This window comes from Uliginosibacterium sp. 31-16, assembly GCF_030730865.1.
Lineage (GTDB): Bacteria > Pseudomonadota > Gammaproteobacteria > Burkholderiales > Rhodocyclaceae > Uliginosibacterium.
Window position 1 is genome coordinate 128,491 of sequence record NZ_JAVALZ010000002.1, and the last position, 16,402, is coordinate 144,892.

The 16,402-nt window shown below is 62.3% G+C and carries 17 protein-coding genes; 6 read left to right on the forward strand and 11 right to left on the reverse strand.

Going from position 1 to position 16,402, the window contains the following annotated elements; translation table 11 throughout:
- Both Q9Q94_RS08370 and Q9Q94_RS08375 read left to right on the forward strand, forming a co-directional pair.
- Positions 1 to 429, forward strand: coding sequence for a CidA/LrgA family protein (locus tag Q9Q94_RS08370; RefSeq protein WP_305979606.1), 429 nt, complete (start codon positions 1 to 3; stop codon positions 427 to 429).
- Positions 426 to 1,109 (forward strand): LrgB family protein, encoded by a 684-nt coding sequence (locus Q9Q94_RS08375; RefSeq protein WP_305979607.1) that lies wholly within the window; start codon positions 426 to 428, stop codon positions 1,107 to 1,109. The genes Q9Q94_RS08370 and Q9Q94_RS08375 overlap by 4 nt, the downstream gene beginning before the upstream one ends.
- Here Q9Q94_RS08375 and Q9Q94_RS08380 read toward each other — a convergent pair.
- Positions 1,106 to 2,059: a TIGR01212 family radical SAM protein gene (locus Q9Q94_RS08380; protein ID WP_305979608.1), complete on the reverse strand. Its 954-nt coding sequence runs from the start codon at positions 2,057 to 2,059 to the stop codon at positions 1,106 to 1,108. The two genes, Q9Q94_RS08375 and Q9Q94_RS08380, sit on opposite strands and share 4 nt — an antisense overlap.
- Positions 2,060 to 4,033 carry a DNA topoisomerase IV subunit B gene (locus tag Q9Q94_RS08385; RefSeq protein WP_305979609.1) on the reverse strand — a complete coding sequence of 658 codons (1,974 nt, stop codon included), beginning with the start codon at positions 4,031 to 4,033 and terminating at the stop codon, positions 2,060 to 2,062.
- 133 nt (positions 4,034 to 4,166) lie between these two features.
- Between Q9Q94_RS08385 and Q9Q94_RS08390 the strand changes: the two genes are divergently transcribed.
- On the forward strand, positions 4,167 to 5,279 hold the full coding sequence (locus Q9Q94_RS08390) for an HD-GYP domain-containing protein (RefSeq protein WP_305979610.1): 1,113 nt from the start codon (positions 4,167 to 4,169) through the stop codon (positions 5,277 to 5,279).
- Positions 5,280 to 5,417: 138 nt separating this feature from the next.
- On the opposite strand, the gene dnaQ is transcribed toward Q9Q94_RS08390, so the two are convergent.
- From dnaQ to Q9Q94_RS08415, 5 genes are all read right to left on the reverse strand, one after another.
- The gene (dnaQ, locus tag Q9Q94_RS08395; RefSeq protein WP_305979611.1) at positions 5,418 to 6,137 is read right to left on the reverse strand and encodes a DNA polymerase III subunit epsilon; all 720 of its coding nucleotides are present in this window, start codon (positions 6,135 to 6,137) and stop codon (positions 5,418 to 5,420) included.
- Positions 6,134 to 6,904 (reverse strand): triose-phosphate isomerase, encoded by a 771-nt coding sequence (tpiA, locus tag Q9Q94_RS08400; RefSeq protein WP_305979612.1) that lies wholly within the window; start codon positions 6,902 to 6,904, stop codon positions 6,134 to 6,136. The genes dnaQ and tpiA overlap by 4 nt, the downstream gene beginning before the upstream one ends.
- 75 nt (positions 6,905 to 6,979) lie before the next feature.
- Positions 6,980 to 8,341 carry a DNA repair protein RadA gene (radA, locus tag Q9Q94_RS08405; protein WP_305979613.1) on the reverse strand — a complete coding sequence of 454 codons (1,362 nt, stop codon included), beginning with the start codon at positions 8,339 to 8,341 and terminating at the stop codon, positions 6,980 to 6,982.
- Positions 8,341 to 9,408 (reverse strand): alanine racemase, encoded by a 1,068-nt coding sequence (gene alr, locus Q9Q94_RS08410; RefSeq protein WP_305979614.1) that lies wholly within the window; start codon positions 9,406 to 9,408, stop codon positions 8,341 to 8,343. Before alr ends, radA begins: the two co-directional genes overlap by 1 nt.
- Positions 9,405 to 10,361 carry a LysR family transcriptional regulator gene (locus Q9Q94_RS08415; RefSeq protein WP_305979615.1) on the reverse strand — a complete coding sequence of 319 codons (957 nt, stop codon included), beginning with the start codon at positions 10,359 to 10,361 and terminating at the stop codon, positions 9,405 to 9,407. The genes alr and Q9Q94_RS08415 overlap by 4 nt, the downstream gene beginning before the upstream one ends.
- A 166-nt stretch (positions 10,362 to 10,527) precedes the next feature.
- Between Q9Q94_RS08415 and lplT the strand changes: the two genes are divergently transcribed.
- A complete protein-coding gene (gene lplT / locus Q9Q94_RS08420) occupies positions 10,528 to 11,793 on the forward strand; it encodes a lysophospholipid transporter LplT (RefSeq protein ID WP_305979616.1) in 1,266 nt (421 codons plus the stop codon).
- Between the two features lie 12 nt (positions 11,794 to 11,805).
- Here lplT and Q9Q94_RS08425 read toward each other — a convergent pair whose 3' ends face one another.
- Genes Q9Q94_RS08425 through Q9Q94_RS08440 form a run of 4 tightly spaced genes read right to left on the reverse strand, consistent with a single transcriptional unit; the run spans position 11,806 to position 14,144 of the window.
- Positions 11,806 to 12,633 (reverse strand): uracil-DNA glycosylase, encoded by an 828-nt coding sequence (locus Q9Q94_RS08425; RefSeq protein ID WP_305979617.1) that lies wholly within the window; start codon positions 12,631 to 12,633, stop codon positions 11,806 to 11,808.
- A complete protein-coding gene (gene rimI / locus Q9Q94_RS08430) occupies positions 12,630 to 13,103 on the reverse strand; it encodes a ribosomal protein S18-alanine N-acetyltransferase (protein WP_305979618.1) in 474 nt (157 codons plus the stop codon). The genes Q9Q94_RS08425 and rimI overlap by 4 nt, the downstream gene beginning before the upstream one ends.
- Positions 13,100 to 13,789, reverse strand: a complete 690-nt coding sequence (tsaB, locus tag Q9Q94_RS08435; protein ID WP_305979619.1) for a tRNA (adenosine(37)-N6)-threonylcarbamoyltransferase complex dimerization subunit type 1 TsaB — start codon at positions 13,787 to 13,789, stop codon at positions 13,100 to 13,102. The genes rimI and tsaB overlap by 4 nt, the downstream gene beginning before the upstream one ends.
- A gap of 49 nt (positions 13,790 to 13,838) precedes the next feature.
- Positions 13,839 to 14,144 (reverse strand): hypothetical protein, encoded by a 306-nt coding sequence (locus Q9Q94_RS08440; RefSeq protein WP_305979620.1) that lies wholly within the window; start codon positions 14,142 to 14,144, stop codon positions 13,839 to 13,841.
- Positions 14,145 to 14,330: 186 nt separating this feature from the next.
- On the opposite strand from Q9Q94_RS08440, the gene ompR reads away from it, so the two are divergent.
- Entirely contained in the window at positions 14,331 to 15,065 is a 735-nt protein-coding gene (gene ompR, locus Q9Q94_RS08445; RefSeq protein WP_305979621.1) for a two-component system response regulator OmpR, read from the forward strand.
- Positions 15,066 to 15,076: 11 nt separating this feature from the next.
- Positions 15,077 to 16,396: an ATP-binding protein gene (locus Q9Q94_RS08450; protein WP_305979622.1), complete on the forward strand. Its 1,320-nt coding sequence runs from the start codon at positions 15,077 to 15,079 to the stop codon at positions 16,394 to 16,396.
- Positions 16,397 to 16,402 lie beyond the last annotated feature (6 nt).

Here is a 16,402-nt window from a genome sequence, read left to right on the forward strand (position 1 = left end):
ATGTCATGCAGCACCCCGATGTTCGCCTTTCCCCCACGCTTCAAACCATTCCTTCGTACCCTGTTCCAGATCGGTCTGCTGATCCTGATCTGGCTGGTCGCAGTTGAACTCTCCGCACGCTGGCTGCATCAGATCCCGCCTACGGTCAGCGGCATTGCCATCGCCCTGGCGCTGCTCGGGCTGGGATTGCTCAAACGCGAATGGCTCGCCGACGGCTCCGCCTGGCTGCTGCGCGAGATGCTGCTGTTCTTCATTCCCGTCGTGATTGCCGTGCTGCAATATCAGCAGATGCTCGACGGCAAGCTGCTTTCGATCCTGCTGGTGATTATCGGCAGCACGGCCTGCGTGATGATTGCCACGGCGCTGGCCGTCGATCTGGCCTGGCGACTGGAAGCGCGCTGGCGCAAACCAACGGAGAACAAGGAATGACTCTGCTTTCCGGTCTGTTCTGGCTTGCCCTGACCGTGCTGCTGTATGCCGCTTTGCGCCACCTGCATGGCCGCTTCCCACGCGTGTGGCTCTCGCCCATCATCGCCGTGCCGGCGATCCTCATTGCCATCCTGCTCCTCGCCCGCGTGCCTTACGCCGCCTACAACGCACAAAGCCACTGGCTCTCCGCCATGCTCGGTCCTGCCACGGTCGCCTTTGCCGTGCCGATCTTCGAATATCGTTCGGCAATCCGTCGCCACTGGTTTCCGCTGGTGGTCGGCGTCATCGTCGGTATGAGCGTGGCGGTCGTCAGCACCGTCTGGTTCTGTCGTCTGCTCGGTCTGCCGGAACTGCTGGAGCGCAGTCTGTCAGTCCGCTCGATCAGCACTCCATTTGCGATCGCAGCCGCACCGGCCATGGGCGGGCAAGCCGAACTCGCCGCCGTGTTCGTGGTGATCACCGGCCTGATCGGCATGGTGCTGGGAGAATGGCTGCTGAGCTGGCTGCCGGTGCGCTCCAAACTTGCCAAAGGCGCACTGTTCGGCGCCGGGGCTCATGCTGTGGGCACCGCCACGGCGCACCGCCGCGATACGGAAGAAGGCGTGATTTCCAGCCTGACCATGATCATCGCCGGCATCCTGATGGTGTTGCTGGCGCCCTGGCTGGCCGCTTTCGTCTAGCCCGCGAACAGTCGCCCCTGCCAGGTCTGGCGTTCCTCCAGTCGCGCCTCCAGCTTCGCCGGGAAAGCATGCAGGCGCATGCCCCAGTCTGGCGATAGCAGTAGCGGCGGCGGCACCTCACTGCCCAGGCGCTGGATCTTGATCGAAGGCGGCAACAGTTCCAGCATGTCGATCACCTGATCCAGATAGGTGTCGGGATCGGTCAAGGGAATGCTCGCCGGATCGCGCTGGTACTGGATCGCCAGACGCGTGTGGCGCACGATCTGCAACTGGTGGAATTTCAAGGCATCCAGCGGCAAGAGGGCCAACTGGCGGGCACCTTCAAGCAGGCTCTCCCGAGACTCAAGCGGCAAGCCGATCAGCAGATGCCCGGTCACGAAAAGCCCGCGGGACGCGGCTCTGCGGATGGCGTCCTGCGCGCAGGCAAAATCGTGGCCGCGCAAACACTCTTTCAGCACCGTATCTGAACAGGACTCGATGCCAATTTCCAGTTCGATCAGATTCGTTTTCGCCAGCTCGGCCAGATAATCCAGCACCTCGTCCGGCAGGCAGTCCGGCCGCGTGCCGATCACCAGCCCACCCACGTCCGGATGCGCCAGCGCTTCGGCATAGGCCGCCTTCAGGCGCGGCAGATCGCCGTAGGTGTTGGAGTAACTCTGGAAATAGGCGAGGAACTTCAGCGTGCGCGGATAACGCCGGCGCATGAACTCCACGCCCGTCGCGATCTGGTCTGCCATCTTCGGTTGTTCGCGCAGATAACTCGGCGAGAAGCCTTCGTTATTGCAGAAGCTGCAACCGCCCTGCCCCAGCGTGCCATCCCGATTCGGGCAGGTGAAGCCGGCGTCGATCGAAATCTTCTGCAGCCGCCCGCCATGCGTACGCCGCACCCAGTCGTTGTAGACGTGGTAACGGCGGCCGGAGAACTCGGCGGGGATTCGCTCAACAGACACTCAGAGATCAGCCTCGACTAGATTGCCCTTCAGCTCCATCCACGCCCGCCGCCCGGAGGCTTCGCCCTTGCCCATGAGCAGGTCGAAGAGCTTGTCGGTCGCGGCGGCAGTGCTGGTTTCCATCGTCACCGGCAGCACGCGGCGGGTCGCCGGGTCCATGGCAGTTTCCTTGAGCTGGGCGGGCTGCATTTCGCCGAGGCCCTTGAAACGGCCGACTTCGAGCTGCTCATCACGGAAGCCTTCCTTGGCGAGGCGGTCACGGATGGATTGCAGCTCGCCATCGTCCAGCGCATAGAAGCGGCGCGCCGGGCGCTTCTTGCCCTGCGCCGGCACATCGATGCGATACAGCGGCGGCAAGGCAATATAGACGTGCCCCGCCTCCACCAGCTTGGGGAAGTGGCGCAGGCACAGCGTGAGAATCAGGGTCTGGATGTGCGAGCCGTCGACGTCCGCATCGGCCATGATCACCAGTTTGCCGTAGCGCAGGTTGGCGAGCACTGCGTCCGGCGCATCCGGCTTGTGCGGGTCCACGCCCAGCGCCACCGAGATGTCGTGGATTTCGGCGTTGGCAAACAGACGATTCGGGTCGATTTCCCAAGAGTTCTGCACCTTGCCGCGCAAGGGCAGGATGGCCTGTGTTTCGCGGTTGCGCGCCAGTTTGGCTGAGCCACCGGCGGAGTCGCCTTCGACCAGATACAGCTCGTTGTCAGCGATATTCTCGGACTCACAATCGGCGAGTTTGCCGGGCAGCACGGCCACGCCGCTGCTCTTCCTCTTCTCGACCTTCTGCGCGTCCTTGAGGCGCGACTGGGCCTGCTTGATCGCCACCTCGGCAATCGCCTTGCCATGCTCGACGTTCTGGTTCAGCCAGGCCTCGAAAGGATGCAGCAACATGCTGGAGACCAGCTTCACGGCTTCGCGCGAATTGAGCTTTTCCTTCACCTGCCCCTGGAATTGCGGATCGAGAATGCGTGCGGAGAGTACGTAGCTCATCTTGCCGCACACGTCTTCCTGCTGCAGCTTGACGCCCTTGGGCAGCAGGCTGTGGTGCTCGATGAAGCTCTTCACCGCCTCGAACACGCCGGCACGCAGGCCGGATTCGTGGGTGCCACCGGCCACAGTAGGAATCAGGTTTACGTAGCTCTCACCGAGTTGCTGGCCATCGAACCAGCCAAAGGCCCAGGCCGCGCCCTCACCCACAGCGAAATCTTCTTCATCCCCGGCGTATTTCTCGGCCGAGTAGATCGGCGCGACCGGCTCGGCGCCAACCATCATCTCGCGCAGATAGCCCGGCAGGCCTTCCTGGTAGCGCCAGTCCTGCTTGGTGAATGTGCCATCGGCCTGCTCCACTTCCAGATACACGCGCACGCCAGGCAGCAACACGGCCTTGGAACGCAGCAGGCGCTCCAGCTCGTTCATCGGCACCTTGGGCGAATCAAAATACTTACCATCCGGCCAGACGCGCACGCGGGTGCCGCTCTGCTTGCCGCAAGTGCCGACTTCGTTGATCTGGCCGATCTCGCGACCGCCGTTGGCAAAGGCGACCTCGTAGATATTGCCTTCGCGGCGCACTTCAACTTCCACTCGCAGCGACAGCGCGGTGGTCACCGCCACGCCCACGCCGTGCAGACCGCCGGAGAAGGCGTAAGCCGAGTTGCCGGACTTCTTGTCGAACTTGCCGCCGGCGTGCAGCGCCGTGTAGGCCAGCACCACCACAGGAATCTTCTCTTCCGGGTGCAAACCAACCGGAATGCCTCGCCCGTCGTCGGTCACGGTGATCGACCCATCGCGCAGCACCAGCACGTGAATGTTCTTCGCGAAGCCACCCAGCGCCTCGTCCGCGGCGTTGTCAATGACCTCCTGGATCATGTGACAGGGCGAATCGGTGCGGGTGTACATGCCGGGGCGCTCGCGCACCGGCTCCAGGCCTTTGAGAACGCGGAAGGAAGATTCGTCGTAGTGCGGCTGTGCCATGATGATGCGGTCTGAAGCAGAATTCGAGGGACGAATTCTTTCACATCGCGCGGCTTTTCGCTCGGCCGCCGCGCGGCTCAAGTTTCGGCCCGCCTGCACGTAGACAGAAAGACACCCACGCAACCATCCCATCATGGCCAAACACCGCATCGCCGCCCGCCAACTGCTGATCAATGAGCCCCTGCCCTGGGATGTGTTCGACGAATCTGGTGCCCTCCTGCTGTGCCGAGGTTACGTGATCAGCCGTGAATCACAGCGCGAGGTGTTGATGGCACGCGGGCTGTATGTGGATGAGTCGCTGCTCAGCACGGTCAGCAGGCCGCAACGCGAGACGCGCGAGTACGATCCCTTTCGCCTGTGGGACAGCGTAATCGACGAACTGGAAGCGCTGCTGCGCAATATCCGCAGCGAGCCGGACTTCCGTGGCCAGATCGAAAGCCTGGCCAAGCTGATCCAGACCCTGGCCCGGCGCAGCCCGGACACGGCGCTGGCGGCCATCATCCTCACCGATCAGCGCCGTTACCCGATCATTCACAGCATTCACGTTGCGGTGCTTGTCGAACTCGTTGCCGCCCGCCTGGAATGGCTGCCGGATCGACGGATCAGCCTGATCTGCGCCGCCCTGACCCAGAATCTGGCCATGATCGACTTGCAGATGACGCTGTGCACCCAGCGCATCGCTCCGTCGCTGGCCCAGCGAGCCGAAATCCAGCGGCACCCCAAGCTCGCCCACGAAATGCTGATGGCCGCCGATGTCAAAAATCCGCGCTGGTTGCGGGCGGTGCTGGAGCATCACGAAATCGTGGGCGGTGGCGGCTATCCCTTCGGAATCGTCGAGCCCAGTGAAGAAGCCCTGCTGATCCAGACGGCGGATGTGTTTTCCGCCAAGGTCAGCCCGCGCGCCGCACGCAAGCCGATCACCCCGCAGGAAGCCGCGAAATCGCTGTATCTGGCCTCAGGCGGGGGCGAGCGTAATCCCTACGTGGCGGTGCTGATCAAGGAGATCGGCATTTTCCCGCCCGGCACTTTCGTGCGCCTGGCCAACGGTGAGACCGGGTTGGTTACCCGACGTGGCGCCAGCGCCAACACGCCGGAAGTCTTGAGCCTGATCAGCCCGCAAGGCATGTCCTACGCCGCCCCGCTGACGCGCATGACCGAACGCAAGGGCTTTGAAGTCGCCGGGGTGATCCCGCGCGATCAGCTCAAGGTGGAAATCAACGTCAGCCGGATCTGGCGTCCGGAGTAGCGCATGCCTGAAGAGCCGCCTGCAGCCTTGATCTGCAGCGCCCCTTCAGGAGGAAGCAGGCGGCGCCTGCCTCTTCAGGATGGCATGCTGAAGAAGCACGCCACATGCGGCTTCGCAGGCATGCTTCAGAACTGATGTTCAGTTCGCTCCGGCATCCGCCGCCGGAGGCAACCACAGACATTTGGCCTTTTTGGCGATCTCGGCCAGCACCTTGTCGTGCTCGGCCAGCTCGGCGTCCGAGGCGCGCAGCACGCGCACCGGGCGGCGCTCGCCAGCCAGCGTGGCGCCGAAGCCCGAGGCACTGCCCGGCGCATCATCCAGCCCGATGGTCAGGCTTTCCTGGCCCCGCGTCATGGCCAGATACACCTCGGCCAGCAGCTCGGCATCCAGCAAGGCGCCGTGCAGGGTGCGGTGCGCGTTGTTGATGCCGTAGCGATCACACAGCGCGTCCAGCGAGGCCTTCTTGCCCGGGAACATTTCCTTGGCAACCTTCACCGTATCCAGTACCTCGGGACACAGCACGGTGATCTTCTCGCGGCCGATGCGCTCCTGCTCCATGTTCAGGAAGCCGGTGTCGAAGCTAGCGTTGTGGATGATCAGTTCGGCACCGGCGACAAAGGCCTCGAACTCTTCGGCGATCGTGCGATACAGCACCTTGTCCGCCAGGAAATCGTCAGACAGGCCGTGGATGCGCTCGGAGTCGCCAACCTCGCGCTCTGGATTCAGGTAGACGTGGTAGCGATTGCCGGTCAGGCGCCGGTCGATCATCTCGACGCAACCGATTTCCACCACGCGGTCGGCGCCGCTGCGCCAGTCCAGCCCGGTGGTTTCGGTATCGAGGAATATCTGCCGGCTCATTCTGCGGGAATGGTCTGCAGCAGTTCGCGATAGATGGTAATGAACTCTTTGGCGTTCAGTGCTGCAGAGCCGATCAGGCCGCCATCCACGTCGGGCATGGAGAAGATCGATACCGCATTGCTGACCTTGACCGAGCCGCCGTAGATGATCGGCAGCTTGGCGGCGAACTCCTTGTCGCGGATGGCGATGCGCTGACGCAGGAACTCGTGTTCGGTCTGCACGATTTCGGGCGTGGCGGCAATCCCGGTACCGATGGCCCAGCGCGGTTCGTAGGCCAGAATGATCTTGTCGTGCGCCGTGCGGATGTAACCGAAGGCTGCATCAAGCTGACGCGCCAGTACTTCGTGGGTGCGCCCGGAATCGCGCTCTTCGGCGGTTTCGCCGACGCAGATCACCGGAATCAGGCCGGCATCAATCGCCGCCAGCGCCTTGCGCCCCATCAGGCCATCATTTTCGCCCTGATACTGACGACGCTCGGAGTGACCAATGATGGCGTAGCTGCCGCCGAGTTCCTTGACCATCAGCGGCGAGGTTTCGCCGGTGTAAGCGCCCTGCAGGTGATCGGAAACGTTCTGCACGCCCACGCCGATGCCGGAGTCGCGGGTCAGCTCAGCCAGCTGGAACAGATAGGGAAAAGCCGGACACACAACCAGTGCTGCGCGCTCGTCGGGCTGGGGCAATTCGGCGCGAATGCCATCGATCAAGGCCTTGTTGCTGGCCAGATTGCCGTGCATCTTCCAGTTGCCGATCAGCCATTGCTTTTTCATGTTCAGCTTTCCACAGAGTCAATCTGAATTATTGATGCGGCGCGAGCTTACCCGCCGACCGCGGGACAAACAAGGTCAAATTTCGCGTAAGGCCGAGAGCGCTTCTTCAATCCGCTCCACCGCAATCACCCGCATCCCAGCAATGGCCTGCTTTGGTGCATTGGCTGCAGGAATCAGCGCCGTATCGAAACCAAGCTTGGCCGCTTCCTTCAAGCGCTCCTGCCCGCGCGGGGCTGGCCGGATCTCCCCCGCCAGGCCGATTTCACCAAACACGATCAGGCGCTTGGGCAAGGGGCGCCCGGTCAGCGAGGAGACAATCGCCAGCGACACGGCCAGATCGGCGGCCGGCTCGGTGATCTTCACCCCACCCACGGCGTTGATGAACACATCCTGATCCGCACACTGGATGCCGGCGTGCCGGTGCAATACCGCCAGCAGCATGGCCAGGCGGTTCTGCTCCAGCCCGACCGAAAGACGCCGCGGGTTGCTGTGAGCACTATCAACCAGCGCCTGAATTTCGACCAGCAGCGGACGCGTGCCCTCCTGCGTCACCAGCACACAGGACCCCGGCACCGGCTGGGCGTGCTGCGACAGGAACATCGCCGAGGGATTGCTCACCCCGCGCAGGCCCTTGTCGGTCATGGCAAAAACGCCCAGTTCATTCACGGCACCAAAGCGGTTCTTGATCGCCCGCACCAGACGGAAGCTGGAGTGCGTGTCACCCTCGAAATACAGTACGGTATCGACAATGTGCTCCAGCACGCGCGGACCGGCCAGCGCGCCGTCCTTGGTGACGTGGCCCACCAGCACCATGGCCATGCCGGAAGACTTGGCGTGACGCGTCAGCTGTGCGGCACACTCACGCACCTGCGCCACCGAGCCGGGCGCCGACTGCAACACTTCGGAATACATGGTCTGGATCGAGTCGATCACCACCACATTGGGCTTGTGTTCGCGCAGGGTCGGAATGATCTTTTCGAGCGAGATCTCCGGCAACAAAGGCATTTCGCTGGCTTCAAGCTGCAGGCGCTGGGCGCGCAGCGCGATCTGTTCTGAGGATTCTTCGCCGCTGACGTAAAGCACCTTCTGCTGCGGCCCAAGACTTGCCAACGCCTGCAACAGCAAAGTCGACTTGCCAATGCCGGGGTCTCCACCAATCAGCACCACCATGCCCGGCACCAGGCCACCACCGAGGACCCGGTCCAGCTCGTCGATGCCGGTCGGCACGCGCGGCGATTCACGTGGATCGATTTCGGAGAGCTTCTGCAGTTTGCCCACACCCGCCGCCAGCGCTGCAAAGCGCGAGCCTGGTGCGGCCGACTCGGCTACGCCTTCAACCAGCGTATTCCACTGTCCACACCCCGGACACTGACCCTGCCACTTCGGGCTCTGCCCACCGCACTCGGTGCAGACGTAAACCGTCTTCGCCTTGGCCATCAGCCTTCCACAACCGGCACGCGTTGCGCCAAGGCGCAGAACAGCTCATAGCTGACGGTGCCTGCAGCCGTCGCGACCTCATCGGCCGGCATGCCTTCGCCCCACAGGGTGACGCTGCTGCCGAGCCCGGCATCCAGCCCGGTCAGGTCACACGCCAGCATGTCCATCGACACTCGCCCCAGCGTACGCGTGCGCTGGCCATTGACCAGAATCGGTGTGCCAGTGGGAGCATGGCGCGGATAACCATCGGCGTAACCACAGGCGACAGTGCCGACACGCATCGGACGGTCTGCCGTGAAACTGGCGCCATAGCCCACGCAATCGCCGGAACGCAGGTTCTGCACCCCGATGATGCGGCTGGCCAGGGTCATCACCGGACGCAGGCCGAGATCGGCGGCACTCTGCATGTCGGGCATGGGTGAACCGCCATAAAGCATGATGCCGGGGCGGACCCAGTCATATGTCGCGTGCGGATAACGCAGCAAAGCTGCCGAATTGGCCACGCTGCGTGGCAGGCCGGTCGGTTCAGCGACCGCATTGAAACGGGCCAGCTGCTCGTCAATACCCGTACCATCCGCACAGGCAAAATGGGTCATCACGCTGATCTGCCCTGTCTTGCCACTGGCGCGCAAACGCGCCAGCACCTCAGGCAAGCGCTCGGGCACAAAGCCCAGCCGGTTCATACCGGTATTGAGCTTGATGAAAACATCCAGTGGCGCCTCCAGCTCGGCCAGCTCAAGCAGGCGCAATTGCTCTTCGCAATGAATTGCCGAACTGATGGCGTTGGCCGCTGCGAGACGCAAGTCATCCTCGGCAAAAAAACCTTCGAGCAACACGATGGGCTGAGTGAAGCCAGCAGCCCGCAGGCGCATCGCTTCGCCGATTTCCAGCAGCGCAAAACCATCAACGCAATCACGTACGGCCTCCGCGCAGGACAGCAGGCCATGCCCGTAAGCATTGGCCTTGACCACCGCCCAGGCGCGCGCCCCGCCGGCTTGCTGGCGCGCCAGCAGGTAGTTGTGACGAAAGGCAGCAGGTTCGATGCGCGCCAGGATCGGTCGGGTCATGTGCGGGAAGAATCCGGAGAAGAGTGGGCGACCACTTCTGCCGGTGGCATGTCATGGCGTTCCATGTCGGTAAAGAGACCGATCGCAAATTCGGCAAAGGTCGAGTGCAGGCGGGCACGGAAACGGTCCTTGGGCACCAGCACATTCAGCGATGAATACAGGCGTGGCTCCAGAGGAATGCCAACCAGGCCACGATTGTTGTAATCATTCAATGCCACCTTGGCCACAATGGCGAAGCCCAGCCCTTGCTTGACCAGATGCAGGATGCTGGGCAGCGAACCCAGTTCGGCGCGGCGATTGAGCGACTCAGGTGAAACGCCGTTGCTGCGGAAAAAATCCTCGGCCAGAGCACGAATTGCCGCGCCCGGATCACGATCGACAAAAGCATAGCCTTGAAGGTCCGCGGCCTTGAGCGAGGTCGCCTTGGCCAGCTCATGCCCATGCGCCACGATTACCCGCAGTTCGTCCTGGCAGGCCAGGCTGCATTCCAGCGTCGGGTCCGATGACTGCTTCTCGACCAGCCCGACATCCAGCTCATGAGCAGCAACCCGGTTTTCGATGTTTTCCGAATTGGCCACGAACACACGTGGAATCACCCGTGGGTGCTTCTTGATGAATTTGTCCAGCAACACCGGTAACCAGTAGCCCGCAATGGTCTGGCTGGCGCCGATGGTGAGCACGCCGGTAAGTTCGTCGGTCAATTCGGCAATGCGGGTCTCCATTTCATCGGAGAGCCCGAGAATCCGTTCGGCGTAGGCAAACACGATTTCACCCGCCGGCGTCAGGGTGACCTTGCCATGTCCCCGATCCAGCAGCCGGGTGTTGAACTGCTCTTCCAGCTGCTTGATCTGGAAGGTGACCGCCGGCTGGGTCATGTACAGCGTTTCTGCTGCGCGCGTGAAGGACCCGTGGCGGGCTACTGCGTGAAATACCTGCAATCTGCGATCAGCCATTACACGCTCCTGAATAAAGGATATTTATCATTCTACAAAAAACACCGGCAGAGAGCCAGTGTTGCCTGACCGCACTCAACCGGCTTGCCGGAGCACGGACGTGCTGTCAGAGCGGTGTGGTATAAAGGCCGCCCGGGGTTGTCTTGCCAGTCGCAAAAGGGTTTTCATGGGCAGGGGTTTTTACATCGTCATGGCCGCGCAGTTCTTTTCCGCGCTGGCAGACAACGCGTTGCTGATCGCCGCAATTTCGGTCCTGATCAATTTGCAAGCGCCTGCTGAACAGGTGCCTCTGCTGAAGTTTTTCTTCACCGTTTCCTATGTGGCTCTGGCGGCCTTCGTTGGCGCGTTTGCTGACTCCATGCCCAAGTGGCGGGTCATGCTGATCAGCAATTCGATCAAGATTTTCGGCTGTGCCCTGATGTTTCTCGACCTGCACCCGCTGGCCGCCTACGCTGTGGTTGGTCTGGGAGCTGCAGCCTATTCCCCGGCCAAGTACGGCATCCTGACCGAAATGCTGCCAGCCTCTAAGCTGGTTGTCGCCAACGGCTGGATTGAAGGACTGACGGTCGGCGCCATCATCCTCGGCACGCTTCTGGGCGGCATCCTGATCCGCCCGGAACTGACACAATGGGCGTTCGGCCATGGCCTGCCAAGCTTTGGTCCCATTTTCGACAGTCCGACCGACATCAGCATTCTGCTCATTGGCGGCCTGTACCTGCTGGCGGCCATCTTCAATTACTACGTGCCGGATACCGGCGTTGATCACAAACCCCTCAAGAACAATCCGATTTTTCTCATTCGCGAATTCGGCCATTGCGTCGCCCTGCTCTGGCGCGACAAGCTCGGACAGATCTCGCTGGCGGTCACCACCCTGTTCTGGGGGGCCGGCGCGACCCTGCAGTTCATCGTGCTGGACTGGGCCTTTGCCAACCTCGACATGAAGCTCTCGCAAGCGACCAACATGCAAGGTGGCGTGGCATTCGGAGTCGCCGTCGGTTCCGTACTGGCGGCAAAATTCATCAGCCTGCGCCAGTCAGCCAGCGTCATTCCGCTGGGGATTGCGATGGGCCTGTGCATGCTCATCATGGTCTTCATCCACAGCCCTGTCGTGGCCGGGGTTCTCATGGTCAGCGTTGGCGCTCTGGCAGGATTTTTCGTCGTACCGATGAATGCCTTGCTGCAACATCGTGGTCACGTGTTGATGGGGGCCGGCCACTCCATCGCCGTACAGAATTTCAACGAAAACCTGAGCATTCTGGTGATGACCGGGTTGTACGCAGTGCTGGTCAAATCAGGTCTGCCGGTCAATATCGTGATCGTGATCTTCGGCCTGTTCATGGCCGGCAGCATGCTGCTGATCAAGCGCTGGCACGAAGCCAATCAGCGCGAATTCGATTCCGTCGCACTGCTCGACAGCAAGCACCACCACTGACAGGCTGGCCGCTCAGGCGGTCAGCAGGCGCCGCATCTGATCCTGCGCGAAACACAGGTCTTCCCAGGCGCGCGCCTTGTCCTCCAGATTGCGAAGCAGATAGGCAGGGTGATAGCTCACGATGACCGGCACGTCCAGATAGCTGAACAGGCGCCCGCGCGCGGCCCCGATCTTCACCTCGCCACCAATCAGGGTTTGTGCCGCAGGCCGGCCCAGCGCCACGATCAGCTTCGGCCGGATCAGTGCAATCTGCCGCTCCAGAAAGGGACGACAGGCCTCGATTTCATTTGCTTCGGGGGTGCGATTGCCAGGCGGACGACACTTCACCGCATTGGCGATATAAACGTTTTCACCGCGCTTCAGCTGGATTGCCGCCAGCATCGCATCCAGCAGCTTGCCGGCCTGGCCAACAAAGGGCTCGCCGCGTTCATCTTCGTCCGCGCCAGGGCCTTCGCCCACGAACAACCAGTCGGCCTGCACATCGCCCACGCCCAGAACAGCCTGTTTGCGCCGTTCGCAGAGCGTACAGGCGCGACAGGCAGACACCGCCTCACTCAGCGCAGGCCAGTCCATGCAGGCCACGCCGGACGGGGCTTGCGCAGCAGGCATCGCGGAGGCCGGCTCCAGGAGCGGCTCTGCAGGCAGAAGAGAAGCAGGTTCGACAATGACGGAAATTTCATCGCCTGCCCGCGTCAGGGAAATGGCTGGTGTCGCCTCCACCGTGGCAAGCACTTCCGGCGCAGGCTCCGGGCTGGATGTTTCGACCCGCGCAGCGTCACGCAAGCGCCATGCGGGCGTGATGCCCATTTCAGCAAGAATCCGTCCGCTCTGTTCACTCATGCGTTGGCCTCGACTCGACTCAGTTCTCGCCGCATCACCAGCGCGTCTTCGCGCAGGCCATCAGCATCGGGATAGTAGCCGCGCCGGCGGCCGATCTCGGTAAAGCCGTGGCGGCTGTACATGGTTTGCGCCACGCGATTGGAGGCGCGTACTTCCAGAAACATCTGCGTTGCCCCGGCAAAACGCGCGCGTTCGGTCACATATTCCAGCAACTGCGAGCCCAGCCCCTGACCTTGCCAGGCCGGCCGGATAGAGATGACCAGCAGATGGGATTCATCAAGCACGGCGAGCAGCACGGCATGCCCGACCAATTGGCCGTCGCGACGCATCACCCAACTGCTGTAGCCGGCGTGCAGCGAGTCGGCGAACAGCGCACGGTTCCACGGGAACTGCGAGGCTTCGCGCTCGACGCTGGTCACCTCATCAAGATCCCCCGCACACATCGGAGCGAACAACAGCTCGCCGCTCACGCCTTGCCTCCGGCAGCCAGACGTTCAGCCACGGTCAAGGCGATCCGGTCGCGCACATACAGTGGCGCCAGCAGCGCCGCATCGCACCAGCCAGCCGGCCCCGTCAGTGCAGCCAGTTCCGCCACGGCCTGCGCCGAAGGCACAGCGGAGAGCGGCTCTGCACATAGCTTTCCAGCCAGGCTGCCGGCAGACTCAAGCGGATAGGCGCTGAACGCGGTGCCCACCCCGAACCAGCCGTCCGATGCGGGTTGTGGCAAGGCTGTCGGTGTCACGCAGGCCGGCGCCAGGACTTCCAGCCAGCGTCCATTTTCCCGTTGATAGGCGGCCACATAGGCTTCGTTCATGCGCGCATCCATCGCGCAATACACCTTGTCCGCAGTCTGGCCTTGCGCCAGCGCGAGCAGACTGCATACCGGCGCCACCGGCAGATCAGTGCCTAGCGCCAGGCCCTGCGCCACACTGCAAGCCAGACGCACCCCGGTAAAGGCACCCGGACCGATGCCACAGGCAATCACATCGAGTCGGGCCAGATCCAGCTGTGCCTCTGCCAGCAATTGCCTGAGCGCCGGCAGAAGCGTTGCGGAATGTGCCGGCGGACTCGCCAGTCTGATCGAACGTACTTCGCCATCGCACAGCAAGGCCAGCGAAGCAATGTCGGTGGAGGTTTCCAGTGCCAGAATTTTCATGGCGCGAATTCTACCCCAGCACAGCGCTTGCCCCGGGGCGGATCGGGGATCAGCGCCGAAAGGCCTCGCGCATTTCCTGACGCAGGCGCTGGCGCTCTTCGGCATTCAGGCGCCGCAAGCCACGCGGACGCTCATCAGGATCAGCATTTCGCATCGCACGCTGCTCCTCGCGCCCTTCCTGCCGCTGACGGCGCATTTCCTGGCGAAATTCCTGCATGCGCTCATGGCGCTGCCGCAGTTCATCGTCCTGACGTGTTTCACGCCCTGGTCCGCGCATGGGGCCGCGCTCAAGCGGCTGAGCCAGCACGGATGCCGAGAGAAGGCCGGCAAACAACAGGGTGAGGACATGCTTCATGATCGCTTCAATACGTCTCGGGGTTTTCCATGCCTGAAGTATTGCCCAGACGAAGGTGCAATGGCCGCAGCGAGTTGTAAGCACATGTTTCCAGTCAGGCAGATCCCAACAATTGCTCACCATTTATCTCATCGCCTGCCCCAGACAACTGCTGACATTGTGCCTTCAAGCCCTTAGGATTAAGTCATGGAAAAAGAACGTTATCGCATTCTCGTCGTTGATGACGATGCACGCCTGCGCAACTTGCTGGAGCGTTATCTCGATGAGCAGGGCTTTGCCGTCAAGGCCGTGGCTGACGCAGCACTGATGGACAGGGCACTGACTCGCGAGCATTTCGACCTGCTGGTACTCGACCTGATGTTGCCAGGCGAGGATGGTCTCTCCATCTGCAGACGTCTGCGCGGGGGCGACAACCCGCTGCCGATCGTGATGCTCACTGCGCGTGGCGACGAAGTTGACCGCATCATCGGTCTGGAACTGGGTGCGGACGATTATCTGCCCAAACCTTTCAACCCGCGCGAACTGGTCGCCCGCATTCACGCCGTCCTGCGTCGCAAGCCCCGCAGTCTGCCCGGGGCGCCAGCGGAGGACGCTTCGGTAGTTCGTTTTGGTCAGGTCGAGGTCGATCTGGGCGCCCGGCGACTGACGCGCAAGGGCGAAGACCTGCCTCTGACAACCGGTGAGTTCGCCCTGCTCAAGGTGATGCTGCAGCACCCGCGCGAGCCTCTGTCACGGGATCGCCTGATGGAGCTGGCCCGGGGCCGTGAATATGACGCCTTCGACCGCTCGATTGATGTACAGATGTCCCGCCTGCGCAAACTGATCGAAGACGAACCGACCAAGCCGCGTTATCTGCAGACAGTCTGGGGTTTTGGTTATGTTTTCGTACCCGACGGCTCAAGCGCCAAAACTGCCACCTGAGCCCGCTCCGCATGCCCCGTTTCCCATGGCCTCGCACCCTGCTCTGGCGCAGCTTCCTGCTGATAGCTTTGCTGCTGGTCGGCTCTCTGCTCGCCTGGCTGCAGATCTACAACTATTACGCCCTGCGCCCGCGCGCTGCGCAGACCGCCCAACTGGTCGTCAGCATGGTCAATCTGACCCGTTCGGCTCTGCTTGCTGCAGACGATACACAACGGCTTGCCCTGCTGCACGATCTGAACAGTCTTGAAGGCATCCGGGTTCTGCCTGCCGAAAATGATGATCGTCTGGTTGCTCTCCCCGATACGGCCCTGATGCGCAAGCTGCAGGAATCCGTACGCACCCGGCTGGGCAGCTACACCCGTTTTTCGGCAGGAATGAACGAGCTGGAGGGATTCTTCGTCAGCTTCCGCGTGGATGAAAGTGAGCCCGAGGATGAATACTGGATCATGCTGCCCCGGGAACGCATTGCCGGCCCGGCTGCCGCTGAGTGGCTGGGCTGGGGAAGCGCAGCGATTCTGATCGCCCTGCTCGCCGCCTACTTGCTGGTGCTGGGTCTGACCCGCCCTCTGAAGGCGCTGGAAGGAGCCGCCCGCGCCGTTGGGCGGGGCGCCCCTGTGCCGATCCTTCCGGAAGACGGAGCCCGCGAGGTTGCCTCCGTTGCACAGGCATTCAACCAGATGTCGCATGATCTGACCGAGCTGGAGTCAGACCGCGCCCTGATCCTGGCGGGGGTGTCGCACGATTTGCGCACCCCGCTGGCCCGCTTGCGTCTGGGCATCGAGATGTCAGGGGCGCACGCCGACGATGTTGCTGCCATGGGTCAGGATATAGAAGAAATGGACCGCATAATCGGTCAGTTTCTCGATTTTGCCCGGGGCGGCCAGACCGAGTCGCCCCAAGAGTGCGATGTTGTCTCCCTCGTACAGGAACTTGCCCGGAGCTATCAGGCACGTGGAACGAAAATCACCCTGACCTTGCCGGAAAAAGCGCTGGCCCCAGTCCGTCTGCAATCCTTGCGCCGCGCCATCATCAATCTTGTCGATAACGCCCTGCGTTATGCAGGTGCGGAACTATCGCTGGAAATCAGCGTCCGAGCCCATGCACAAGATCTGGAGATCGAAGTGACTGATCGCGGACCAGGCATCCCTGCTGATCAGGTCGAGCGACTGAAGCGGCCCTTTACCCGTCTTGAGAATGCCCGCAGCAACGCCCAGGGATCCGGCTTGGGGCTGGCCATAGTGGATCGCGTAGCCCGCCTGCATGGAGGCCACCTGGATCTGCTGCCGGGAGAGAATGGTGGTTTGCGTGCGTCGCTGCATTTGAAATGCTGATCTTTC